The sequence below is a fragment of the Octadecabacter algicola genome (genome assembly GCF_021532625.1).
Lineage (GTDB): Bacteria > Pseudomonadota > Alphaproteobacteria > Rhodobacterales > Rhodobacteraceae > Octadecabacter > Octadecabacter algicola.
This window is the reverse complement of record NZ_JAKGAR010000001.1, coordinates 1307645-1331145: the sequence shown is the minus strand read 5'-3', so window position 1 is coordinate 1331145 and position 23501 is coordinate 1307645. Positions and strand designations below refer to the sequence as shown.

Below are 23501 nucleotides of genomic sequence, written 5' to 3'. Positions count from 1 at the left end.
GCAACCAATCCTGCGTCTCTAACTCGTTTCGCCGCGGTCGTGCGGTTTGATAAGCACCATTGGAATCCTTCTACTTTGCTTTGCAGAGCATCAGAATTTACTGAGGCGTCCTATTCCTTTAGTTTTTCTTTAATCAGGTCTGCAATCCACTTAGGAGCATCAGCGGTCTGGAGTTGTATCTTTTGCACAGTTGAAACGGGTAGCCGCAGACTAATGCCTACGCCCAACACATCGGGAAACGCCCACGAGCAAGACGAGCAGGTTTCATTGCAGCCTTGGCACGCCCTCCGTTTTGAGACGTTACAATCGTTACAAATTGCTTGCCAGTTACCGAGGTCATTAGTTCCGCCCCGTATCAAGGGTGTTTTGTGGTCTGCTTGCAAGCCTCGAACTCCAGCAGAAGTTTGCTTCCCGCAAATCGCGCATTGATTGCCCGCCGCTATGAATAATTTCTTTTTTTCGGCGCTAGACAAGTAAGCGCGGGGATTTGCTTGCGTGAGCAGGTTGGATTTAAGGCGGTAGTGATGCTCGCCATCAATATGTTGAGTTTCAATGTCGCAACCTAACTCATCACGCAACTCGCGGGTTCGGCGGTCGAAATACTTTTGTCCGGTGAGATCCAGCAATCTCGAGCTAGCTACCCAAGCTCTAGGAAAGGTGTTACTGGAGCTCCACAACGTCGTAATGATCAGTGTTTTGACGACGCTCAGCTTTTTCTTGCTTACTAGTTTGATGTACTCGTCAATATTCATATCGCTCTCTTGCCTACCCAACATGTGCTCGGGGCTAACGGTAGCCTTCAATGTCTGAACTAGCCAGACATGACTGTACTTCTTCTTGCGTCAAAGACTAACGGCGTTACAATGTATTAGAGTCTCTTTGGGGGTAATAATGTCGATTAAATTCAAGGTTTTAGAAATTTGTGCCGGTGCTGGCGGGCAGGCGCTAGGACTTGAGAGCGCTGGGTTTGAGACCGCCGCAGCCGTCGAGATTGATCGCGATGCGTGCGGTACGCTTCGTCTAAACAGACCCGATTGGGAAGTTGTTGAAGGCGACCTGAAAACCTTTAACGCAAAGCCTTTTGAAGGGGTCGATTTGCTAGCTGGCGGTGTGCCTTGTCCCCCTTTCTCGGTCGCAGGCAAACAGTTGGGGGCTGACGACGAACGTGATCTTTTCCCCTCAGCACTAAGGCTTGTTGAAGAGTGCAACCCGAAAGCAGTTCTACTGGAAAACGTTAGAGGGTTATCGTCGCCAAGATTTGAGGGTTACAGGCAGGGCATAGTCGAGAATCTTGAAAGGTTGGGGTACAAGGTTTCTTGGGAACTTGTTAAGTCTAGCGACTACGGAGTGCCGCAGCTGCGCCCTCGTTTTGTGTTGGTTGCCCTCAAACAAGAGTTTACAGCTAATTTTAAGTTTCCCGAACCGATTAAGAAGCAACTCACTGTAGCCGAAGCATTGGGTGACTTAATGGCAGTTGATGGTTGGTCGGGCGTTGACGGTTGGCTTGAGAAGGCAAACGCTATAGCTCCAACAATCGTCGGTGGTTCAAAGAAACATGGCGGTGCAGATTTGGGTCCAACAAGAGCAAAACGTCAGTGGGCTGAGTTGGGTGTTGACGGCAAAGGAATCGCGAATGAACCGCCGAATACTACACATTCAAGAGACCATTTACCCCGTCTGACATTGCGTATGGCTGCAAGGATTCAGGGCTTTCCAGACGCCTGGGAGTTTAGTGGGAAAAAAACTTCTGTGTACCGTCAAATTGGAAACGCATTTCCGCCTCCAGTTGCCAACATGATCGGCAGAAGTATCATCTGCGCACTTCGCGGAGATGAAATCGCTCTTTCGGACTGCGAAAGCCAGTTCGATTTGAGCTTAGCAGCTGAATAACTATCAATTTGGCGTGGTAATTGCGTAACCGCTTTGCGGTTTCACAAGCATCTTTGTGATACTTCAACTTTGCTGCGCAAAGCATCAGCTTCACTTCAATGCATATTTATTTCGATCATCAGAATATAATTATGCGATAATGTTTTATTGTCTTTTTTTGGCTTTACTTAGAGCCAATGGATCAAGCCTGTTTAGGCTCAATCCAACTTGGCAACTTTACTCGTCACATTATGGGCTACACTCCCCAAACCAAATATTGGAAGAGCAGGTTTTGCTATCATCTCTATTATTGGGATATCAACGCACGTGTTGGGCTGGTGTAGCATAGCTGTTCCAACACGATGACGGGTGCTGCAATGCAGCTTGTCTTTCCGTCTCACTTCATTCACGCATCTCTGCGCTACAACCATTCCGACAACAGTAAGATACGGTCTCGCATAGGCGGCGTACTTTAAGCATCCTGCGCACAATGGCAGGGTAGACTGTTGAAGCGCATAACTGACAATGCGTTTGCGTACCGTCACACATCAGAACGGACTTGCGGCACAATTTCGACTGGCGTGCTAACCTTGGGTTCAGTTTTTCATACAGCCTTAGCTGACTAATTTATTTATCATTTGGACTTCGTCACCGCGTCAAATGTAGCGTTTTTGGCGAATTTGACCTCAAACGAGTTCAATTGCATTGCGCAGCTTGTTTTCGTTTAGGTCGATGTAGCGCATCGTGGTGTTTAGGTGCTTATGGCGCGCAAGTGCTTGGATAACACGAGCGTTGATACCCTTGTCTGCTAGCTCGGTCAAAAACTGACGACGACCACTGTGCGAGCTAGCGCCTTTGATCCCTGCGAGCTTGTAAAAGCGCGCGAACAAGTTGACGATTGTTTGTGGGCTAAAGCCGCCGCCTTTTGCGCTGAAAAACAGCGAGGCGTTCTGATTGCTGCAATGTCGAGGATAATGCGCTGCATACGCACACAGTTCCTTGCTCAACTTTTTGCTCACAAGCACCGTTGCCGCTTCGTCGCCTTTGGTCTGCGCTGCCTCTAGAAAGATCGTATCGCGTACCGTGCCAGTTTCATCGAAGACGTCGCCCACGCGCAAGGCTGCAACCTCACATGCACGCAGCCCAGCATAAAAGCTGAGTGCAAAAATTGCATGGTTCCTCGTTGTGTAGCGATGTGCGTTGATTATTGCTGCAACGCGCTTGCGTTCTGCATCTGTCAGTAGCTTGGCTTGTTTCATGCATCACCTGAAATGTATTGTTTCACTGTAATGCATTGTAAATTCTAACATTTTTGTGGACGACCACTATTTTGAGTTTAGCTAAGTCATTGAAAACAAACGTGGTTAGACAATAATGTTAGAGAATACTACTTTCTTAACATTTTCGATGTTGGTGTCTTGCGCAGTGCGACTTCGGTAATGCGATGTTGTTCCGCCAAGTAAGTTTTCAGCGCTTCACTGATGTCGCCAAGTGCATTGATCTCGGCTTCTAAAAGCCCACCCATTCGCCGCTGGCTCAAGCTTAGGATTGCACATTTCATGTTAACCGCATCAAGGCAGTCAATAGCAGCCGTAACGCTAAACCCTCGCCCGTTGTGCTTTCGTTCAGCGTACCAACTTTTGCTCTTCCTGCACCAGTCGGTGCTAAAATCCTCTGCTGTTAGGACAAGGTCATGTTCGGCAAGCGTCTCGTAGACTAGTTCGACAAGCGTCAGTTTTTGCTGCTGCTCAAAGTCCATTGTATTTTGGCTTCTTGGGTTTGCTAGGAGCGGCGACGGAGATGGGTTTTACGGGTGGTTTTGGATCTAGGGACGTTTCGCGGCTTTTTGCTTTGCGTCTGTTCGATGTTGCGTTTGGTTTCGTGTTCATAGTGTTGTCCTCTTTGATATATTTATCATTAGAGGACAAAGGCAGCGCCTAACTACCAATGGAGCCTTAGAGCTTCGATGAGATGTGTATATAGCACGCATCCAAAGTGGAAATTTTGTTAGTTCACAAAGGGCTGGAAGGAGTTGCATGTACTTGCCAAAACTCACTGCACGCGCAATGGTTGTGTCATTGAGCAGTGGAGTGCATCGATTTGAGCGATCTGAAAGAAAAGTTGGTTCAAACCCCTTTGCGGGAGGATAGTGGTGCACGAACAACTGCCCGTTTTCGCTATCAAGCGCTGTTTGGCATGGCATTGATACTGGAACGGCATGTTCTGGATGGTGACTACGCAGTAGTCTTTGAATTTCACGACGATGTTGCCGTATTCAACAGCAGTTCTGAACCAACCTCTGTTCGCTTCTATCAAGTTAAAACAAAAGGAAGCGGAGAGTGGACACACGCTTCGCTAACAGGACAGAGAAAATCTAAAAAGTCGGATTCTATGCTGCCGTCCATTATTGGAAAGATGTACGACAACGTTGTTGCATTTGGCGACACCGTCGAAGCAACAACCTTTGTCTCAAATGCACCTATGAAATTCTCTCAGAATAAAGCTAAGTTTTGTTTGGAGGAATGCACCGTTGATGACTTGGGAAAACTCAAAGCAAAGCTCGAAGCGCAATTTCCGAATGAGTCGGTTATTCGCACGGATCTCATTCATTTCAGGCGTTCTGATCTCAGTCTTGAAGATATGGACACTCATGCAAAAGGGAAGCTGGAGGCTTTTGTTGCTGCACAGCTTGGTGAAGTTTCATTTTCCGTTTCAGCATTGTTTACTGCTGTCGCCGATGAATGCACGCGCAAGTCGCGAGCAACAAGTGAGCTGAGCGATTTCGATGAAGTCGTGAGGGATCGCGGTGTTACCAGAAATGATGCGGAAAACTGGATAGCAACAGTAAGTGAAGTCGTTGATTGCCCCAATTGGGAGGTAATTGCGCCGCAACTGACTTTGCCTGTCTTGGAAGTGGTTAAGATTGGAAGGCACTGGGGGGCTTACCGTGTTGAGGTGTTGAATCCTAATGAAGCAACTCGAAGAGTCAGACGTAAGATAAGTAAATTGCTGGACGAGGAGCAATATCAACTTCTTGGTCTTACTGACTTGGTCGACCAAGTCAATGGCAGTGTCGCTGAATATGCACAACAAGAATTGGCGTTGATTTCGACGGAACGAATAAAGGCTATGGTTCTATATGAAACGTATACAAACAAAGAAGCTTGAGAGTTTTAAATCACTTATCCGAAGTTTAAGGACCAAACAGTATGAAAAGGCTGAAATTCGAAAAGCTCTGGCTGCTGTCGACGCAAGAGAGAAGAGCGAGAACTGAGAGCTTTGATCCAGACGTTACCTCAATCGTTGCAGACAACGAGTTTGGAAAATCCAGTTTAGTAAAATCTCTGTACTCCGCACTTGGTGCCGACCCTTACAAGACACCAGAGGCGTGGAAAAATGCAAAAGTAGCACTGCTACTTCGTTTTACAGTAGGCGGCGCAACATATTATATCTTACGCCAGGAAGGCTACTTCGCTCTTTTTGATGATGCAAAGAAACTGCTGTGGACTGCGAGTTCAGTAGTTGCCGGACTTGCGCCAAAAATTGGTGAACTTTTGGACTTCCATATCTCCCTGAAACAAAAGGGCGGAAAGTCAATTACGCCACCTCCTGCGTTCTGTTTCCTGCCGTTTTATGTAGATCAAGACAATGGGTGGAGCGACACTTGGGCGTCTTTTTCGGGCTTAGGTATGGTCCCAGCGTATAAAAGTGAGATTGCTGAGTTCCACACGGGCATCAAGCCGCGCCAGTACTATATAGCAAAGAGCAAGCGGGATGAGGCAATAACTTCGCGGAAGTTGCTTTCAGATGAGAAGGGCGCATTGCTCAAGGCTAAAAAGCGGTTCTCTGACAAGCGAAAGAAGCTTGGCATTGCTTTGGACGTTGAAGTCTTCAAAGACCGCATCCAAGCGTTGCTGAAAGAGCAAAATGCTCTGCAATCGCTCTATGATGATCTTCGTGCGAAAGTCTCGGACTTGCAGTCACTGCGTTCGATTGCACAGGAAGAAGTCGATATTGCTGAACGAGTTCTTAGCGAACTCAACTCAGACATCAAGTTTGCCACAGATTTTTCGGACGATGAAATCGTCTGTCCAGTTTGCAGTACTGTTCATGACAACGACTTTGCCAATCGATTTGGATTAATTAACGACGCTGATGCATGTCGTATTGTCCTAATCGAGGCACGCGCGAAGGTCGCAAAGCACGATGGAGACATCGAGAAGGTTTTAAGAAGTGTGCCTAGTCTTGAAAAGCGTATTTCTTCGATCAAGGCAATTCTTCAAGAGACCCGAGGAGAGGTGAAGCTTGCCGATATGTTGAAAGACGAGAGCGAACGGCTAGTGGATAAATCGTTTGAAGACGAAGAACGGGTGTTGGATGGGGAGATAGGCATATTAAACGTCACTGCTAGTGATGCAAAAGCTGAGATGGATTCCCTAACCAAGGCTTCACGAAAGAAAAAAATAGTTGAATTTTATGATGCGAAACTAAGAGAGTTTTGCGGGTTGCTAAATATTACCAACATTCCATCATCGGTCTGGGGGAAAGTGCGTCCAGTAATTAGCGAAACTGGTAGTCTTAACCCGCGCTTGCTACTCGCATACTACTATGCGGTTCTTCATACTATAGATGAATTCTCCACTTCGTGCTTCTGCCCGATCGTCGTTGATACACCACTACAACAAGATCAAGACCCCGAAAACTCAAAGCGCCTGATACGTTTTGCGATCGAAAACAAACCAGTCGGTAGTCAACTGATATTAGCTACGGGCAGCTTGAATAGGATTGTACCGCCTGGGAGACTGATTGAGCCTGATAGCAAGAGGTCGCTGTTGTCGGAAGACAAGTATGAAGACGTCTATGATTTTATGCTCCCATTCTTGAATGCTTCATTGATTGGATGAAGGCTATAAAAGCATCCACTAACCTCTTCGAGGGAAGCTCCCGATACTTGCGTATTCGACATATTCTTGTGCGGCAGTCAAATAGCGATTGAACGCCTGCGTTTTGCGTCTGCGGACTTCACGTTCAACATCTTTGTATGGCAAGTCTGCACGCATCAACTTTGCGATGGTTTCTCCATGCACGACTTCGTTGACGTAGATGCCAGCAATGTCGCATTGCTCATATTTTTTCTTGCGGTGAAGATGCTCATTCCAAGTGTCCAATGCTCTCAGAGAGAGGTGCAGGGTATGAAGTGGAACGCTGGTCGCGACAGGATAACGTGCTCGGCTAATCTTTCGGGCTGAACGGACTTCGCTACTGTGATCTTGGAGCATTTTCCTAAACATTTTTACTAACTGCGGAGTTCTGACTTCTAGTGGTATTTCAACGAGCAGTGTGTCCGTAGTTTGGGTGTTCAACACCCCATCGGTTGCGCGCAATTGCCGAGCAGGTGGTTCAGCAAAAAGATACTCACCGCGTTTCAGCCCATCATCGCGCTTTGTCGTCCACCACGCCCAAAAGTCCTCGACGCCACAAGCGTGAATGTCACCAAAGTCTTTGAATAGCTGTCGATACTGTCCCTTACCACCGCGCAGGCAACAGTCCTTATAGCCTTCGTGACGGCGCAAGAACTCCCACCAAAAGTAATAAATCGAACACTGCCACGGCTCAGCGCCGACGAACGGTTGTTTGATTCGAGCGAGTCGTTTTGACAGGAATTCACCTGTTGTTTTTGACCTTCTGCCTTTGAAGGGTGGCGCATGAACGTAAAACACACGTCCAACAGCATATCTGTTTTCAATCATTTGTTTTAAACCAGTTGGTTAATAGATTTTATATCATATCAGGTCGGTGTGTTTTTGGTAGCCCGCAAAGCGCATATATTTGACGTATTCTGTATATGTCGCTGGCAATCAAGCCTCGGCGAAAAGGGAAATATCCCAAATCTTGTTTCGATCTTGAAAGGAAACAAAATGACTACCACAACTGAAAACTCAGTCTTGAACAACGACGTTGCCATCAAAGCCATTAGCGACCTCACAAAGCTTCAAAAGCGCTTCAAGTCTGCTGATGCACTTCTGACCCGCGCAAATAACGCCGTCTATGACGTGCTATCCAATGCATTCGCTGTACTTGTCGAACTAAAAACTGCAGAAGAGCCGAAGCCGGTTCGTGAGCTGTTTGATTACAAGCTGAGCGAGATGACCCGCAGCAGCAAAGCGAAGCACGCAACCCAAGCAACTAGTCTTGAACTCAAAGTTATCCGCTTCGTTTGCGGTAATCTGAACAATAAGCGTGAAAGCACATATGCTCGCGTGCTTCGCATCGCATTCGCTGAGGACCTGCACACAAATACTGACCTTAGTTTTGTAGACTGGATCATCGGAGCAGGCGGCATTGATGCAGTGCGTCGCAGTGGAAACGGACAAGTTCCAGTCGACTATATCGCGCGCGCTCGTGCCGAACTTAAGTTCACCGACCAGCTAGCACCTGTTGCGTCTGCCCACATCGCTTCGATGGGCGCTGCGGAACCAGATGCTGAATACTGTGTGGCAGTCGTGCGGAAAAATGCGGACGGAACGTTTGGCATTGTTACAACTGTAGATAATGCGGCGCTGACTAAGCAGGCACTGGCACGTGTTGGCAAAGCGCTTGACGTGCAGGACAGCAAGGAACGCGCCGATGAATTGGAGCGCAAGCAAAAGGAAGATGCTGCAAACGCGACTAAGTTGATTTCTGAATCGGCAAACATTGATCTGGAGGCAGCGTGATGAGCGATAAGTGGGAGCGTGATGAAGCCGTTAGCTTTCAGCAATGTGTTTTCGCTGACAAGTTTACCGAGGATGAAGCGCGGGATTTTTTAAGTCCCGCCAACACCGATAATTTGCTTCTGTGGGGCTTGCCCGGCACGGGCAAGACAACAATTGCAAAGGCGATTGCGCAAGGACGATGCAGTACTGCGGCGTTGACAGAGGACGGGTTAATATTTTTGAACTGTAAGGACAAGGAGGTTGCCAAAAAACTGAACAGCAAATGGCTTCTAGGTTGGTATAACTTAGCGCATTTTTATTCAAACTGTCCCGTTTTGATTATTGATGAATTGGACGAGCTTTCTGGGATGCAACAGCGAGAACTTACGGCGTTTATTGATTGGAGTAACTCTGACGGGTTGCGAAGCATGATACTGGCAACAACGAACGTAAAAGTGTCTGATCGCATAGCGACAAGTAAAGTGTTTTCACCAGCACTAGTTAGTCGGTTCAACACCCAGCTCGAAGTCCGCCCGCAAGCGCCAAGCAACTTTGTTCCACTGGTTCAGTCAAAATTGGCATGTGCAGGATTACATGTAGGGCGAGACAAGGTGTTGGAACTAATTACTGCTCAGCTACCAATCAAGACAACGACAGTCGACTTCCGACCGATCCAGACAGCCGTGAATAAAACGATCCGAAACGCCAATCCTCCACCAAAAACCAAACCGCCGTTGCGCTTAGTTTAAACCAGCAAAGCCTGTACATTTTGTACAGGCTTTATAGTGTTTTATGGTGATTTCCGATAGCTCAAAGCTCATTTTGAAAACACACTTGCAGCATCTATTTGCAAGGAGCGAACGAATGACGGAACTAACGAAACTAACTTTGAAGACAGTTAAGCGGGTAAGCAAAAGTGATCCGACGCAGCAAAGACGTGCAAAGCTTGTCGTTGCAATCGAAGAACAAGTAAAAGTACTAGCCGCGGCGCTTAAGGGAGAAACGCACATGGTGCGTGCAAAGGGCTGGGCGAAGAACGAGCAAGGCGAAAAAGTTGCCATTGAGAAAATGCGGCAGGTGCGTGCTTGGTTTTTTGAGCAAGACAGTGGTTGGTATGTGCAGTGTCGCTACGGCAGCAAAGTGCTTGATCTTGGCAACGGGAACGCTGTGTTTGTTAAAACGCTGAAGGAAGTCGAAACTGCACTGAGTGCATTTTTGGCAGCCGCACGTAGCGGCGAACTGGATGCTGCAATCGAAGCTGGGTTGAACAAGCGCAAGGCTGCTTAAACATCGAGCAGGCGCGAACCCTGCGCCTGCTTATCCATTCAAAATTAATAGAAACGTATCGTTGGTGATTAACTCAGCACTTTTTGCTGAAAGTGCTTTGAGCTTGATTTCGTCCGTCGCAAAATAACCGTTCTGACCGACGCCAAGTACAGCAATCAACCCATGCTCATCTAGCTGCGCATCCGCAAGCATCGTAAACGCGACGTCAACGACGCTTTGTGCGCCCGTTTTAGGCGTCGACTTGGTTTCGCTGCGCATGTTGCGTGCGCTGTGCATTTCAGCGTTAAGCAGCGGGCTATATTTGCTGTAATGTTTGTCGACCATCGCTGTGCTGTTGCCCAGCTGTCTGCTAAGTGCATGCGAGCTAACGCCACGCTTTAGATCGCGCGTCGCGTAATAATGTCGGAAGCTGTATAAAGTGCGTGGTTTTCCATCCGCGCCATGTTTCAGGTCCAGAGTGTCTAGAAGAGCATTGAAGGCGCGATTTAGGCTAAAGATATTCGCAACGTCGCCAAGCCGCGTCGTAAAAACAAACTCATCGCTACGCGCCGCAATCAACTCATCCAAGGTTCCGTCGGTCAGTAGCGCGTTAAACTTGCGCTGACGGTCCAAATATTCTTCGACTTTGTCGCGTGCGACAGCGCTGCGTTTTCGCGTTTTGCCGTCGACGTTCACCATCAAATAGCGCTCGTCCTTAACTGTTTCCCACTCAATATTGCGCCATTTCAACCCAAGCGCCTCGGTGCCATGTCGCACGCCAGTGTTTGCCAAGAACAGTACATAGTTCCTTAGAACTTCACGTGTTGCGACAGCTTTACTGTTCTGAGTTTGTTTGTGCCAAGTTCGCAGAGCTGTGTATATTTTCGTGTATTCAGCGTCCGTAAAGCTGCCTCTACTTTCGCTTTTGGTCCCCTTGTTTAGCAGGGTGGGGCGCATTGATTTTACAATCCAGCCATTCAATTCGGCTTGATCCAGAACTCTGTTTAAAGCCGCGTTGTGGTTATTGATGCCGCTTTGTGAAAACGGCTTGTTGTTTTGCTCAGTGCGCCAAGCGTCAAACGCAGTCAGTGCTGCCAAATCGATCTTTGCTACATCTAAGGTGCCAAAGTATGGAATGAGCCAGCGTTGCAGTGCGGAGATATAGTCTTTGTATGCTTGCTTGCCGTTGCCAGCGGCAAGTTCGTTCTGCATTTGTTTGATGGCAAAAGCAGCAACGTGTTTGAACTTGCGTGTTTGGGCAGGAAGCTGGTTTTTGATGCGTGCTTGCGTCTCATAATATAACGCTAACGCAATTTCTTTCGCGTCTTCTAAGTCGTCTGTCTTAGTGCTTTTGATAACTCGTTTGCCGTTCTCAAGCGTTAATCGTGCATACCAATTCGTGCTGTTAGCACGTCGGTCGAGCTTTAGCTTTTTGTGCACAGTTACAGTCTTTGCGCCGTAGCTCATCGTGTACCGCTCCCCTCAAACACCTTCTATTTAATGCTATACGGAAAAATGGGTAACGTGCAGCGAAAACTGCATGCGGAGTGTGTACGATTTGTGTACAGCTTGCGGCTTGTGGTCTTGATGGGGGTATTAGGAAAAACACACAGCATATTGTGGTTTTAGTGGAGGCGAGTACGAGAATCGAACTCGTGTACACGGATTTGCAAGACTAAGCATCTTTTTGAGTTTATGTGATTTTTTGCTTAGAGTAGGCTGCTTTGGCAGTGAGAACATTGCGAGAATGTTTAGATGCATCCAGAGTTGATGAAGCAGGTTTCTGTGAGCCAGAAGCATTGGGCTTCAGTTTCTGTTTCTTCTATCGATTGGAATTGCGTTCATCATAGCACCTGACTTTGTCGTCTTCCTCAAGATAGCAAAATTGATCGGCTGGTAGCGGCTTAGCAAAACAAAGAGTTTCGTTGTTTGAAAAGTCATAGCAGTACCGTCGAGGGCGATCATTATCGTCGTCGTCATCGCTACACATAGCAAGTAAAATCAAGAAACCGACGACCCAAGGCCATCGGCGCTTCTTTTGCGGATGTTCGTCGGTCATCGTGTTTCAACTTCTCGGGTGAGCACAGGACAATTCTCGTTCACCTAGGGATGTACTTGAAGGCTGGATCGTCTCCTTTAGTGATTCTAGGTTCCTGTTTTTTTGGCAACGAAACTGCCTTTTGAGATTTCTGGTATGTGCCAGTACTTTGATTTTCTAATGCACTTGCAATCCGCCTAAGCGCAAATACTGCCGACAAAATAGCCCATAAGATAAATGCAAGCGGAGCCAAGTAGATGACCACTATAAATAGGAATATACTTTCGTTCACCACAGTTTTCCCCAATATGTTCGATTTCTTAAATGTCTAAATTGTTCCTTCTCGCAATAATTCGCAAGAACGATTTATGCTATTGGAAAAGCTTGCCCATTGCGGAGAAAATCGGCCCAAATCTGTCGTTCGTGAGTTGGTCCGACGCTGCGCCGCAGCTTCTCTGAAGCGGTCGTTCGGCACCTATGGGAGACCAAGGACTGCAATGCGGGGCCTTTCAGACCTTCGGTGCAAGCGCCCAATGTCCGATTTGGTCATTCGGCCCCAAAACGGTGGTTCTTTGATGCGGTGGATTGGTTCACTCATTGTAGAACGCGAAGCTCGAAATTGTGTATGCGCGTTTTAATGCTGGTGCCGGTTCTATCCTCATGCCAAATTGATTTTTAAAAAACAGATACAAAATGGGACGATAAGTTATGGAATTCGCTAAGATTATTATCACTATTCTGGTCGTAGTATCGACTGGTGTCGCGGCACTATTAGCTCTGCGAGCAGCCCGTGGTGCAACTAGAAATTCTACGGCTGCTAATGCCACCGGCTTGGCGGCAATTATGCTCTGCCTAGATTACATCATTCAGCGATTTGATGTGGTCGCGGCTGCAGTCGGATTATGAAGTTCCCTGCTGGCTTGCGCATTGCAGGCATCCAACCACAACGCAGTATTCGCCAAAATAGGCTCGAAGCTGAACTTCGCTTCATTGCGGCAAGTCCAGCTTCACAGGTGTAGGCACACCGCTGCCAACGGCCCAAAGCGGACATCGATCGACCTCTGACATGATGTGCAGTGACCCTCTTCAATCAAGGATTGGCCGATGCCCAAATTTCTTTGGTTCAAACACCCATGATGTGCCTGGTGAAATGAGGCTCCCCGCCATATGCTCGGCAACGTGCCTGTGTAACAATACCAAGTAGGCAGAGAATAGAATAAGGGTGACGATGTGATAGAAGTCTTCAGCACTGACCGTGACAATGTAATCAATAGCATTGTCGCAATTGGTAAGGCGAACTATTCGTTTGCTTTAGATGAACTGTACCCACTACTGAACCGATTTGGCGAACAGCGTAAACTTCAGTCAAAAGGCTTCTACTCCAGACTGAAGTCAGACATCCTATCTGGGTGTATTATGCCGCCGATTACACTTGCGTTCGTGAGCCAAGATTCAACGAAGGACTTAAGTACATCGCAGGCCCAGAAATTCATAAACGAGAATATTAAAGAAGGTTATATTCTTGACGGTATGCAGCGCTTGAATACTCTTCATGATGCGTCAGAAGATTTGTCGTTCGATGTCAATCGCCCAATTCATATTAACGTCATCATTGCAAAGAAATATGACCTGCTGCTCTATCGAATGATAACGCTCAACAACGGTCAGAAGCCGATGACGGCGCGGCACCAAATTGAGATGCTCACTGGCGGAGCTATCGATATTTCAGGCGTAAATTTTCCGATTCTAACAGAAAAAGAGACTGAGAACATCAAGGTCTCTGGAGCATTCAAAAAGTCTGATATTATCGAAGCTTACACAGCCTATTTGACTAATAACGTTAACAACCAAAATAAGAAAATAATCGAATCTAAACTTAATGACATATTAGTTGGGCGGGTTATGGAATCGAGCCTAACTGACGAAGATGTTAGTTTCTCGGCCATTCTTGAGGAGGTGGGAAGACTTTCTACGCAAGCCGAAGTAAGAACATGGTTGCGGCTGGGGAATAACCTTATCGGCTTTACAGTTGGCGCAAAACAATCTTTGGCGGCCCTCAGAAATATTGAGCCCGATGACTTTGCTCAGGTTATAGCAAAGTTCGATCAAGCATTTGACGCCATCAACCCCTCAAAGGTCAATGTTGGAAAGATAAGACGCGAACTTTCCTACTTTTTCGTTTCAAGCATAGATACCTACGCTGAAGCGTCGGTTGGAGAAATCGAAGCTGCATTTTTTGAACAGACAATTTCAGAGTAGTGTATGCCCTCGACTTTTAGACTCTTGGAGCCGCTGCCTGCGGGAACTTTTGCAAGTCCATTTGGAGTACGCAGCAATGGTGTCCCAGTTTTTGAATGTTTAAGATTGCTTACTGGGTCGCTGGACGTAGAGCATAAACCCAGCAGTAAGATTGTTAAGCACAGGTTTTGCTACCTCTCACAGAAATCTCGGCGGCTCTCAGGAAATACAACTGAAAAGATTGTCGAATTGGCATTTGATGGAGACTTAAGCGCCATAGACGCTGGAACTTACTTAACAAGGTCAGCAAGCACCAACCGAGCCTTCTGGGAAGAGCTAAAAACTGAGATATGCTTTTGCTTATCTGCAAAAAAGAAGCATAGGCACGTCGAGGCTTTCTTGCACCTCTATCGTGTCTTTGAACTTGTCTCCGTCGCTTTGCCTTTGATCTATGCCACCAAAGTCGCCGATTTTCGTGATGCCGTCAGATTTATCAAGTCACTTTCAAAGAACGAGAGAGATCAAGATTTATCTATCCTTAGATATTTTTCAGAAGAAATATCTAAAAGTGGTTCTTTTTCCGACCTGTCGATTGACTATTCATTTGATGAATTTGACGCGTCTGCCCGAGCACACCTGAGATCGCAACTTGATAGCTTCGTTTTATCGAACGCAAACATTTCTCATACGGGGTTTGCAAGCCCGAATGATGGGGTTTCAATAGAATTCAAATCTGTTTCCAGCTTCATGGTGTCTTGTCGAAATCGACTTTTCCACAATGCAATTTCGAATGAAAACTTCAAACTTGACGGCATGCAGGGATCAAACACTATTTGTTCAATTCTGATTGATCCTGGTTTGTACTGGTTCAGCTTAGTGCTGACGGAAATTATGAAAGCTGAAGCGTCCCGATACGTTTGAATCTGCTTTTTTGACAGCTTGCGACCCAAACTAAGCCGTCTTACCGATCTTTCACATCCCAGTTTTGGGATAGCTCAATTGGGGTCAATGAGTAGTGCAGTAGCAACGCAGGTCTGCTTTTCGCCCGAATGAACGTGAACCTGTTTAGAGCATAGCTCAGAGCTTTAAGTCGTGCCGCTGGTCGGTGCCCCCTCGCCGCAAGGTGCGACGGCGCTCTAGGTGCCGTTTCTGCGCCCTTCTAAGCAAGTTCTGGGAGCGGGCCTTGTTGACTGTCGCTGTTGGCGATGCGCTGGATGCCGGAGGCATTCAATTTGTTAGGAGAGCCTAGCACCCCTTAGAAAGGGGTGCGCTCGTACTCTCGCGATGTCCTGCCCCAACCTCATTCGATAATGATGTTGGGGCAGGGAGCTTACACTATCTTGACAGTATATCTTTTTAGTGGTCGCGATCAGCTATAACACGTCGATCCCCCATTTTTTCAAATGCCCACTCCATCCAGCACTCTAGATCCATTCAATGGGGCCACGATCTGTAACGATATGTTTCATTTGTTGCAGATGCTCTTATCCATTTAGTGGTCGCGTCCGTGATCTGCGATTTGCGAAAGGTACTTCTAATGTCCTAACTCACCCTCAGAACGGTTTGCATGGGGTGCTCCCCATTCGCCTCATTTGGCGCGCGAACAAAAGTGAAAGGGATGAACTGTGGACGTGGAGGCTACCAACGACTTGAGGGCTTGCCCGTCAAGTATCAGCAAATCGAATTTTCCGTTACTAGACTCAACCTTGCGGAAATTTCACTTGGTTCAGAGCACTGCGACAGGGCGCCATACTTCAAGGCTAGAACAACAGTGTTTGATAGGGAGAAGTGTCCTGCAATCAGCTTCTACCGGGCAAAAAATGAATATTATTATTTGGGGGCGTGATCATGCCCGCGATTAAGCCTGAGCAACGTGCTTTACAGATGCTCGACGCCTTTGAGAACGCGGGCAGGGCGGTCAGCCGTGTGGTCATCGACGGGCGACGTATTGAGATCGAGCTTCTTAGAGGTGATGATCGCGATGAATTTGATAGGATCGACATGCGACATGGCAAAACGTGAGCTTCCAAAACACATCTACCGCCAAAAGAATGGGTTGTATTTTCAGCGCCGTGGCTGGCCCTCCTATAAGATCAAAAACGAGTTTGGCTCACCCGAGTTTTGGGCCGAGTATTCCGATATACTTAACGGCGCTATCAAACCTAAGTCGAAGTTTGTGTCGTCCCGCAACTTTTCTTCGCTGATCGACCACTATCATAAGTCGCCGCGTTACCGGCGGCTTAAACCTCGGACGGCGCTGGACTACGACAAGTATCTGAGTTTTTTCAAATCCATCATGGGGGATGCCAATCCCGCAAAGATGCAGCGCAAGGACGTCATCAGGCTTCGAGACGCAAACGCAGACAAACCATACTTTGCCAACTACTCGCTCCGCGTTCTGCGTGTTCTCATGGAACATTGCGTCGATCTGGGGTGGTCGGAATATAATCCGGCCAAAGGTGTGCAAGAAATCAAAACTGACAAAAAAGCTCGTGAGCCTTGGCCTCATGAGCTTTTGGAAGCTTACCGCACCCGCTGCCCCATCGGCACCAGAGAACGCCTTGTGATGGAGCTGTGCGTCGGCACTGGCCAGCGCATTGGTGACGTGCTGGAAATGCGCTGGGGCGATATTCAAGATGGCGGGTTTGTTATTCGTCAGAATAAGACGGCAAAGGAACTCTGGGTTCCGATCCTGCCAGAACTACAGACAGCCTTGGACGCCGCCAGCCGCCATTCAGTTTTCATCCTAACAAACGAACGCGGTACAAACCGTTGGTCCTATCGGGGTGCGTCTCAGGCCGTGCGCAAGGTCAGGGAAAGCGTCGGCGCGTTGGACTTCGATATCCACTCATGGCGCTACAATGCGGCCTGCGAACTTGTCGAAGCAGGGTGTGGCGATGACCTTGTGGCGGCAGTCACAGGCCAAAGCCCTGCGATGGTGCAGCACTACACAAAGAAGGTTCGCCAGAAAATTCGTGCTATCCAAGCGCAGCAAAAGCGAACAGAACAAAAACAGAATGTTTAGACATTTGTTTAGAGCACGCGACGCGCATTTACCGAAATTTTTCTAAGTCATTGAAAGTAAATGGAGGCGAGTACCGGAATCGAACCGGTGTACACGGATTTGCAATCCGCTGCGTAACCACTCCGCCAACTCGCCGCCTGTGGTCTGAGTGGTCGTTTAGCCGCGTTGTCCGGTGGGTTCAATAGCCCGTTTTACATCAACGACGTTACTGTTGTGCGCAATGGTTGTTTGTGTGCAATGGCCGTTGCTCCGCCTCGGGGGGTGTGGCATGTTGGGGCAACAGATACTGAACGAAAGAGTTTAGCTCGTGACTGACTTTCAAAATCGCAGAACATTGATGGTGGATACGCAAGTGCGTCCTTCAGATGTAACCAAATTCCCGATCATCGATGCGTTGTTGGACGTACCGCGTGAAGAGTACGTGCCGGACGCGTTGCGCGATGCCGCTTATATTGGCGAGAATATCGACCTTGGTGAGGGGCGCGTTTTGCTTGAACCGCGAACTTTGGCTAAGATTCTCGATGCTGCAGACGTGCAAAAAACCGATGTGGTTCTCGATTTGGGCTGTGGTTTGGGGTATTCGACTGCGGTTCTGGCCCATATGGCGGAATTTGTCGTAGCCGTCGAAGATGATGAAGCCCGCGCAGAAGAAGCTCAGCAAAACTTGTCGTCCCATGGCGTGGACAACGCTGCTGTATTTGCGGGGCCGCTTGCGCAAGGGGCTGCCAAGAATGGTCCGTATGATCTGATTCTGTTGCAGGGCGCTGTTGAAGAAATTCCTGACGATCTTACGTCACAAATCAAAGAAGGCGGCCGCATCGTTGCGATCTTTGCAGAAGGTGCATTGGGCGTGGTCCGTGTCGGGCGTAAAATTGATGGAGCAATGAATTGGCGCATGGCATTCAATGCGACTGCACCGGTCCTGTCCGGCTTTGAAAAAGTAGCAGCTTTCGCGTTCTGAGAACGTGGTGGCTGCCGCCATTTAACAACCCCATAAATAGTTGCGAGAGCATCGAAGGACCGTTGAAATGCCAGCTATCAGACTAATCACCGCCATTTGCCTCTTGAGCGTCACTCTGGTCTCTCCTGCGCGTGCAGAAAGCTTGGCCGATGCCTTGCGGGATTCGTACCACAATTCAGGGCTTCTCGATCAGAATCGTGCGTTGTTGCGGGCGGCTGATGAAGACGTTGCACAGTCTTTGGCCGCGCTACGGCCAATCGTCACTTGGCAAACGCAGGCGGTTTATTCCGCGACGGAGTCGGGTTCCAGCAGCCTGTCCGACGACATTACAGCGTCTGCATCTATTTCAATGAGCTTGCTGCTTGCCGATGGCGGAGCCAGTGCGCTGGCTACAGAATCGCAAAAAGAGCTGGTGTTGCAGACACGAGAAGGGCTTGTTCAGGTTGAACAGGAGATTCTTTTCCGCGCCGTTGAGGCTTATATGCAAGTACGCCGTGCTTCTGAATTTCTTGCATTGAGACGCAGCAATGTTGGGGTGATCAACCAAGAATTGCGTGCTGCACGGGACCGGTTTGACGTTGGTGAAGTGACACGCACCGATGTGTCCCTTGCTGAGGCACGTTTGGCTGCCGCTCAAAGTCTATTGGCTGCCGCGGAAGGGGATCTCGCACAGGCGAATGAAGAATTTCGCGCAGCCGTAGGGCGCGCACCGGGACGTCTTGATGTTGTTAGCCCAGCAAGCGTTGAATCCAATATTGAAGCCGCACGGGCTTTTGCCATGCGTCACCACCCTGATGTGATTGGGGCGCAGCATGGTGTTGCTTCGGCTGAACTTAATATTCGTCGTGCTCAAGCGGGCTTGCAGCCGGATTTGACTTTGGGCGGAGGCGTATCCCTTGATGAAGACGGAGACGTAACACGCCGTCTCAGCCTTACGTATGGCGGTACGATCTACCAAGGCGGCCAATTGCAATCCTTGATCCGGCAGGCCCAAGCACGCCGTGATGCAGCGCGTTCCGGCCTTCTTGTGACAACGCAGGCGGTGAATCAGAACGTGGGCAACGCTTATGCTATCCTGCGCGTCGCTCGCGCGAGCCGCGAAGCTGCGGGGCTGCAAATCACAGCGTCCCGCACCGCTTTCCGCGGCGTTCGTGAAGAAGCAACGCTTGGTGCACGTACGACACTTGATGTCTTGAACGCTGAACAGGAATTGCTTGATGCCCAAGCCAGTCAGATTTCGGCCCAAGCGGATGAGGTGGTCGCAAGCTATCGCGTGTTGGCCACGATGGGGCTTTTGACAGCCAGTCACTTAAACCTTGGTGTTCAGTCCTACGACCCAGCAGCCTACTACAACCTCGTACGAGAAGCGCCAGCGACGCACTCCCGTCAGGGGCAGGCTTTGGATCGTGTGCTGCAATCTATCGGCGACTAAGCAACCTGTAAGCTAAATCCTGTGGTTAAGCGCTCCGGGCGTGGGGTAAGGATTAGTGCCTCAAATCCCGACTATCTGTTGTTTGAAACACGGTGTCAGGTTAAAGTCACCGCTGAGGCAACAGTAGTACAAACGCAGGATAAGCAATGTCCGAACCGGTAACCAACGTAGAAATCGAGGATGTCTTAACGTCTATCCGCCGTCTGGTGAGTGATGGAGATAAGGCGCGTACGCGTGACACTGCCCCGATTGCAGCGGAACTCGAAGAAGTTCCAACGGTTCCGTCTGCGGACGTCAAATCTACCGAATCGGATAGCGCCGCGCGTCCTGGAAAACTGGTTTTGACGCCAGCCTTCCTTGTTGCTGGCGGTACTGAGCAATCAAATGCATCCGAAGATGATAATGATGAAGATCAAGTTGCGGCTGTAGAAGAAGTTGAAGGCGATCAGACGGATCAAACTGTAGACAGTGCACATGATGACGACGATGTTGCCCCGTTAGAATTAACAGACATGGTTTGGGATGCACCTGAGCCTGACATGGGTGATTTCGAAGACGACGGTGACAACGGTGTTCATATTGCAGTCGAGACACCTGATCGCTCTGAGTTGGTGGCAACCATCGCCGAGCTAGAGGCCGCAATAAGCAGTGGTGAAGACGATTACGAGCCAGACGGCAGTGAGATTGATGTTAGCGAACATATGGCTGAAACGATTGCGTGGCCGGGGACGATCGCGCGATCTGCCGAACAGATCAGAGATGCCGAAATCGCCGAGACCGTAGATGCAAACGATATCGACAGCGGTCATGACGATGAAACGGTTATGGATTTCCACCACAAGGCCGTTGACGACCTATCACCTGATGACGCCGGTATTGTCGCTGACGAGCCCAAGATTGATGCCGCCAGCGATGACAGCCCGCCGAAAAATCCGCAAACGGACGCACGTGCCGAGGCTGACGTTTATGCGGACGATGATCTTGATGGTCTTCTCGAAGCAGGTGGTGTGGCGCTGGACGAAGAAGCATTGCGCGATTTGGTGTCCGATGTTGTACGCGAAGAACTGACAGGGCCTTTGGGCGAACGCATCACTCGAAACGTGCGCAAACTGGTCCGTCGCGAGATTTACCGCGTGTTGTCGAGCCAAGAATTCGACTAACAACGGGTGTCGCTCGCACTTTACGGTCCTTTTGGGACATCCTCGGCCAAGTCAAATAGTCGGTCCACGTCTAGGCAGGCCTCAAGGTGTGCAGCTAGCGCATCTAGGGTCGTTTCCACCCCAGCGTCATAAGACATTGTTTGAATGGGGACGCCGACTGCCGCCATAAAAGCGGAGCGAAATCCGTCAGCGGCGAACAATCCATGTAAATAGCAGCCCTTTACACGACCATTGTCGCTGGCCGCGCCTTCGGGACGCCCATTTAGGGTTAACCAGCTGTTTTCCATGTCAGGACCTGTCGTCGCCCCTAGATGGATCTCGTAGCCCGTCAGAGCGTCTCCTGTCGCGTCATAGTGCGCATCGCTTAATGCGACACGCTTTTGTGCCGTCATGGTGGTCATGACGTCCAGTAAGCCCAAGCCTTCGACTGTCGTCGCTTCCCCCTCGATTCCGTCCGGGTCTGCTATTTGTTGTCCTAGCATCTGATACCCGCCACAGATGCCCAATACATGGCCACCCCGCCTTACGTGCGCGTTCAAGTCGATATCCCACCCTTGGGACCTGAAGTGCGCAAGATCGGCGATCGTGGACTTTGATCCGGGGATCAACACGAGGTCTGCATCCGCGGGCAGGGGGCGACCGGCCTCGATGATTTCAACCGTGACGTCCGGCTGGGCAGCTAGCGGATCAAGATCATCAAAATTAGCGATCCGGTTTAAACGAGGAACAGCAACTTTGATTGCACCGCCTTTGCGTGTCGCGACATCCATCACATCCTCAGCAGGAAGCTTCCATGCGTCGTCAAACCAAGGAACGATGCCCAAGGATATCCAACCCGTGTGGTCGGCTATCGCTGTCAGACCGTCAGCAAACAGCGTCGGATCACCGCGGAACTTATTAATCGCAAAGGCTTTGATGCGGGATCGGTCTTCTGGGGGCAGGATCACATCGGTGCCAACCAGCTGCGCAATGACCCCGCCACGGTCGATATCGCCAACTAAGACCACAGGACAGTCGGCGGCTTCCGCAAACCCCATATTGGCGATGTCGCCCGCCCGAAGATTAACCTCGGCCGGCGAACCCGCACCTTCAATCAGGATAAGATCATGGTCTGCGGCAAGCCTGCGGTAGCTTTCCACAACTTTTGGTATCAGTTCTGACTTGCGGCTCCCGTATTCGCGGGCCTTCATCGTGGCGAACCGCTGCCCCTGAACGATCACCTGCGCGCCAATGTCGGTCTCGGGCTTAAGAAGGACGGGGTTCATGTCCGTATGCGGGTCCAATTGCGATGCACGGGCTTGTAGGGCCTGTGCGCGGCCGATCTCACCGCCATCCAACGTTACGGCGGCATTGTTTGACATGTTTTGCGGCTTGAACGGAGCAACGGACAGTCCGCGTCGCACTGCCGCGCGACACAGCCCTGCCACCAACATGGATTTCCCCACATTGGAGCCTGCACCTTGGATCATGATTGCCTTGGCCATGAGAACCCTCCACGGTCTTACCTAGCAGCCATGCCGCCCGAGGGAAGACCTATGAGCGCCACAGCGCCTCTGATCTTTGATTTTATGGTGCCGTGGAGTGAGAAACAGGCCTTGTTCAAGTCGCAACTCTTGCGCCCCAGTCTGGGCAAAAGAAAAACGCGACCCCGAGCAGAGGGTCGCGTTCTATGGCAGTCTAAAATATCTAAGTGTTTAAGCGGCGCGAGTTTCCATTTCAGCGGCTTCAGCCACTGCGCGACGTTCGCTTTCTTCACGTGACAGAGCCACGGATGTACGTACGCCTTTGCCGACAAAGTCCATCAGACCTGTCACAACACGTTCGTTGGGATCGATGCCTGCGCAGGACAATACTTCGCGGCCATCACGAGAGCGCGCCCAGCGGGCGATCTGTTCGGGGCCGTTGCCGTATTTCTTGTCGTCTGCAATTGCGTCATCCAATGCAGCAAGTACCACAGCAGCGAAGAGTTTCCGCGCGCGATTGCCTTGTTCATTGTTAAACGCTGTGCCGTCGACGAAATCACGCATATTGGATCCTTCTTTGTTTTTAGTCTTGTATCAGGCGTAGGAGGCAATATGCCTATTCTTATCCGATTCGGGGTTCTTAATTTGGAATAGCAGATATGCACTTATTGCATACCTCTCCCATTTCGTGAACAGTATTTGGTTGGCTTGCACGGGGTCTCAACCCAAGATATAGGGCGCGTCAACCTTCCTTCAACCTTTTGACATTATTTGGACACATTTGGCCCATGGTAAAAATCAACGGCAATGAAATCCGCATCGGTAACGTGCTGGAACATAATGGTGGCCTTTGGGTCGCAGTGAAAACGGATCATGTGAAACCCGGTAAGGGCGGCGCATTCGCACAAGTCGAAATGCGCAACCTTCGCAATGGGTCAAAACTGAACGAACGCTTCCGGTCCGCCGATAAGGTCGAGAAGGTCCGTCTGGAACAAAAAGATCAACAATTCCTATACGAAACAGACGGAATGCTGACGTTCATGGACACCGAGACCTACGAACAGATCGAACTTCCTGCAGAACTTTTGGGCGAACGTCGTCCCTTCTTACAGGACGGGATGATCGCGGTTGTAGAGTTCCACGAAGCAGAAGCCTTGAACATGCAACTGCCGCAAAAAGTGACCTGCAAGATTGTTGAGACCGAGCCAGTGGTCAAAGGTCAGACGGCTGCGAACTCTTTCAAGCCTGCCATCCTTGATAATGGTGTACGCGTTATGGTGCCGCCTTTCGTTGGTCAGGACGAAGACATCATCGTAAGCACGGAAACAATGGAATACGTCGAACGCGCCTAAGT

Annotated in this window: 21 protein-coding genes and 1 tRNA gene; 14 read left to right on the top strand and 8 right to left on the bottom strand. The window is 49.4% G+C overall.

Going from position 1 to position 23501, the window contains the following annotated elements; translation table 11 throughout:
• Positions 1-110: 110 nt before the first annotated feature.
• Positions 111-752, bottom strand: coding sequence for an HNH endonuclease (locus tag L0666_RS06580; protein WP_235259501.1), 642 nt, complete (start codon positions 750-752; stop codon positions 111-113).
• Between the two features lie 139 nt (positions 753-891).
• Between L0666_RS06580 and L0666_RS06575 the strand changes: the two genes are divergently transcribed.
• Positions 892-1890, top strand: a complete 999-nt coding sequence (locus L0666_RS06575; RefSeq protein WP_235259500.1) for a DNA cytosine methyltransferase — start codon at positions 892-894, stop codon at positions 1888-1890.
• 665 nt (positions 1891-2555) lie between these two features.
• Here L0666_RS06575 and L0666_RS06570 read toward each other — a convergent pair.
• Positions 2556-3128: a tyrosine-type recombinase/integrase gene (locus L0666_RS06570; protein WP_235259499.1), complete on the bottom strand. Its 573-nt coding sequence runs from the start codon at positions 3126-3128 to the stop codon at positions 2556-2558.
• A gap of 128 nt (positions 3129-3256) precedes the next feature.
• A complete protein-coding gene (locus tag L0666_RS06565; protein ID WP_235259498.1) occupies positions 3257-3628 on the bottom strand; it encodes a DUF6626 family protein in 372 nt (123 codons plus the stop codon).
• A gap of 341 nt (positions 3629-3969) precedes the next feature.
• Between L0666_RS06565 and L0666_RS06560 the strand changes: the two genes are divergently transcribed.
• Complete coding sequence (locus L0666_RS06560; RefSeq protein WP_235259497.1) at positions 3970-5037, top strand: dsDNA nuclease domain-containing protein; 1068 nt, start codon at positions 3970-3972, stop codon at positions 5035-5037.
• A 41-nt stretch (positions 5038-5078) separates the two neighbouring features.
• The gene (locus tag L0666_RS06555) at positions 5079-6773 is read left to right on the top strand and encodes a hypothetical protein (protein ID WP_235259496.1); all 1695 of its coding nucleotides are present in this window, start codon (positions 5079-5081) and stop codon (positions 6771-6773) included.
• A gap of 18 nt (positions 6774-6791) precedes the next feature.
• On the opposite strand, the gene L0666_RS06550 is transcribed toward L0666_RS06555, so the two are convergent.
• Positions 6792-7619: a hypothetical protein gene (locus L0666_RS06550; RefSeq protein WP_235259495.1), complete on the bottom strand. Its 828-nt coding sequence runs from the start codon at positions 7617-7619 to the stop codon at positions 6792-6794.
• Between the two features lie 168 nt (positions 7620-7787).
• On the opposite strand from L0666_RS06550, the gene L0666_RS06545 reads away from it, so the two are divergent.
• The 3 genes from L0666_RS06545 (at position 7788) to L0666_RS06535 (ending at position 9851) form a co-directional block, all read left to right on the top strand.
• Entirely contained in the window at positions 7788-8585 is a 798-nt protein-coding gene (locus tag L0666_RS06545; RefSeq protein WP_235259494.1) for a hypothetical protein, read from the top strand.
• Positions 8585-9313, top strand: a complete 729-nt coding sequence (locus tag L0666_RS06540; protein WP_235259493.1) for an ATP-binding protein — start codon at positions 8585-8587, stop codon at positions 9311-9313. Before L0666_RS06545 ends, L0666_RS06540 begins: the two co-directional genes overlap by 1 nt.
• Before the next feature lie 115 nt (positions 9314-9428).
• On the top strand, positions 9429-9851 hold the full coding sequence (locus tag L0666_RS06535) for a hypothetical protein (RefSeq protein WP_235259492.1): 423 nt from the start codon (positions 9429-9431) through the stop codon (positions 9849-9851).
• A 30-nt stretch (positions 9852-9881) separates the two neighbouring features.
• Here L0666_RS06535 and L0666_RS06530 read toward each other — a convergent pair whose 3' ends face one another.
• Entirely contained in the window at positions 9882-11297 is a 1416-nt protein-coding gene (locus tag L0666_RS06530) for a tyrosine-type recombinase/integrase (protein ID WP_235259491.1), read from the bottom strand.
• A gap of 1801 nt (positions 11298-13098) precedes the next feature.
• Between L0666_RS06530 and L0666_RS06525 the strand changes: the two genes are divergently transcribed.
• The 4 genes from L0666_RS06525 (at position 13099) to L0666_RS06510 (ending at position 17131) form a co-directional block, all read left to right on the top strand.
• A complete protein-coding gene (locus L0666_RS06525; protein WP_235259490.1) occupies positions 13099-14127 on the top strand; it encodes a hypothetical protein in 1029 nt (342 codons plus the stop codon).
• A 3-nt stretch (positions 14128-14130) separates the two neighbouring features.
• Positions 14131-15027, top strand: a complete 897-nt coding sequence (locus L0666_RS06520; RefSeq protein ID WP_235259489.1) for a hypothetical protein — start codon at positions 14131-14133, stop codon at positions 15025-15027.
• Between the two features lie 927 nt (positions 15028-15954).
• Complete coding sequence (locus L0666_RS06515) at positions 15955-16128, top strand: hypothetical protein (protein ID WP_235259488.1); 174 nt, start codon at positions 15955-15957, stop codon at positions 16126-16128.
• A complete protein-coding gene (locus L0666_RS06510) occupies positions 16115-17131 on the top strand; it encodes a tyrosine-type recombinase/integrase (protein ID WP_235259487.1) in 1017 nt (338 codons plus the stop codon). Before L0666_RS06515 ends, L0666_RS06510 begins: the two co-directional genes overlap by 14 nt.
• Positions 17132-17192: 61 nt before the next feature.
• Here L0666_RS06510 and L0666_RS06505 read toward each other — a convergent pair.
• Positions 17193-17266 (bottom strand) — tRNA-Cys (locus L0666_RS06505).
• A gap of 172 nt (positions 17267-17438) precedes the next feature.
• Between L0666_RS06505 and L0666_RS06500 the strand changes: the two genes are divergently transcribed.
• The 3 genes from L0666_RS06500 to L0666_RS06490 all read left to right on the top strand — a co-directional run bounded on the left by L0666_RS06500 (position 17439) and on the right by L0666_RS06490 (position 20684).
• On the top strand, positions 17439-18092 hold the full coding sequence (locus tag L0666_RS06500; RefSeq protein WP_235259486.1) for a protein-L-isoaspartate O-methyltransferase family protein: 654 nt from the start codon (positions 17439-17441) through the stop codon (positions 18090-18092).
• A gap of 67 nt (positions 18093-18159) precedes the next feature.
• Positions 18160-19524 (top strand): TolC family outer membrane protein, encoded by a 1365-nt coding sequence (locus L0666_RS06495; RefSeq protein ID WP_235259485.1) that lies wholly within the window; start codon positions 18160-18162, stop codon positions 19522-19524.
• Between the two features lie 146 nt (positions 19525-19670).
• A complete protein-coding gene (locus L0666_RS06490) occupies positions 19671-20684 on the top strand; it encodes a hypothetical protein (RefSeq protein WP_235259484.1) in 1014 nt (337 codons plus the stop codon).
• A 20-nt stretch (positions 20685-20704) separates the two neighbouring features.
• On the opposite strand, the gene L0666_RS06485 is transcribed toward L0666_RS06490, so the two are convergent.
• Complete coding sequence (locus L0666_RS06485; protein ID WP_235259483.1) at positions 20705-22168, bottom strand: cobyric acid synthase; 1464 nt, start codon at positions 22166-22168, stop codon at positions 20705-20707.
• Between the two features lie 210 nt (positions 22169-22378).
• Positions 22379-22711 carry a DUF6280 family protein gene (locus tag L0666_RS06480; RefSeq protein ID WP_235259482.1) on the bottom strand — a complete coding sequence of 111 codons (333 nt, stop codon included), beginning with the start codon at positions 22709-22711 and terminating at the stop codon, positions 22379-22381.
• A 224-nt stretch (positions 22712-22935) separates the two neighbouring features.
• On the opposite strand from L0666_RS06480, the gene efp reads away from it, so the two are divergent.
• A complete protein-coding gene (gene efp / locus L0666_RS06475; protein ID WP_216036251.1) occupies positions 22936-23499 on the top strand; it encodes an elongation factor P in 564 nt (187 codons plus the stop codon).
• Positions 23500-23501: the final 2 nt, after the last annotated feature.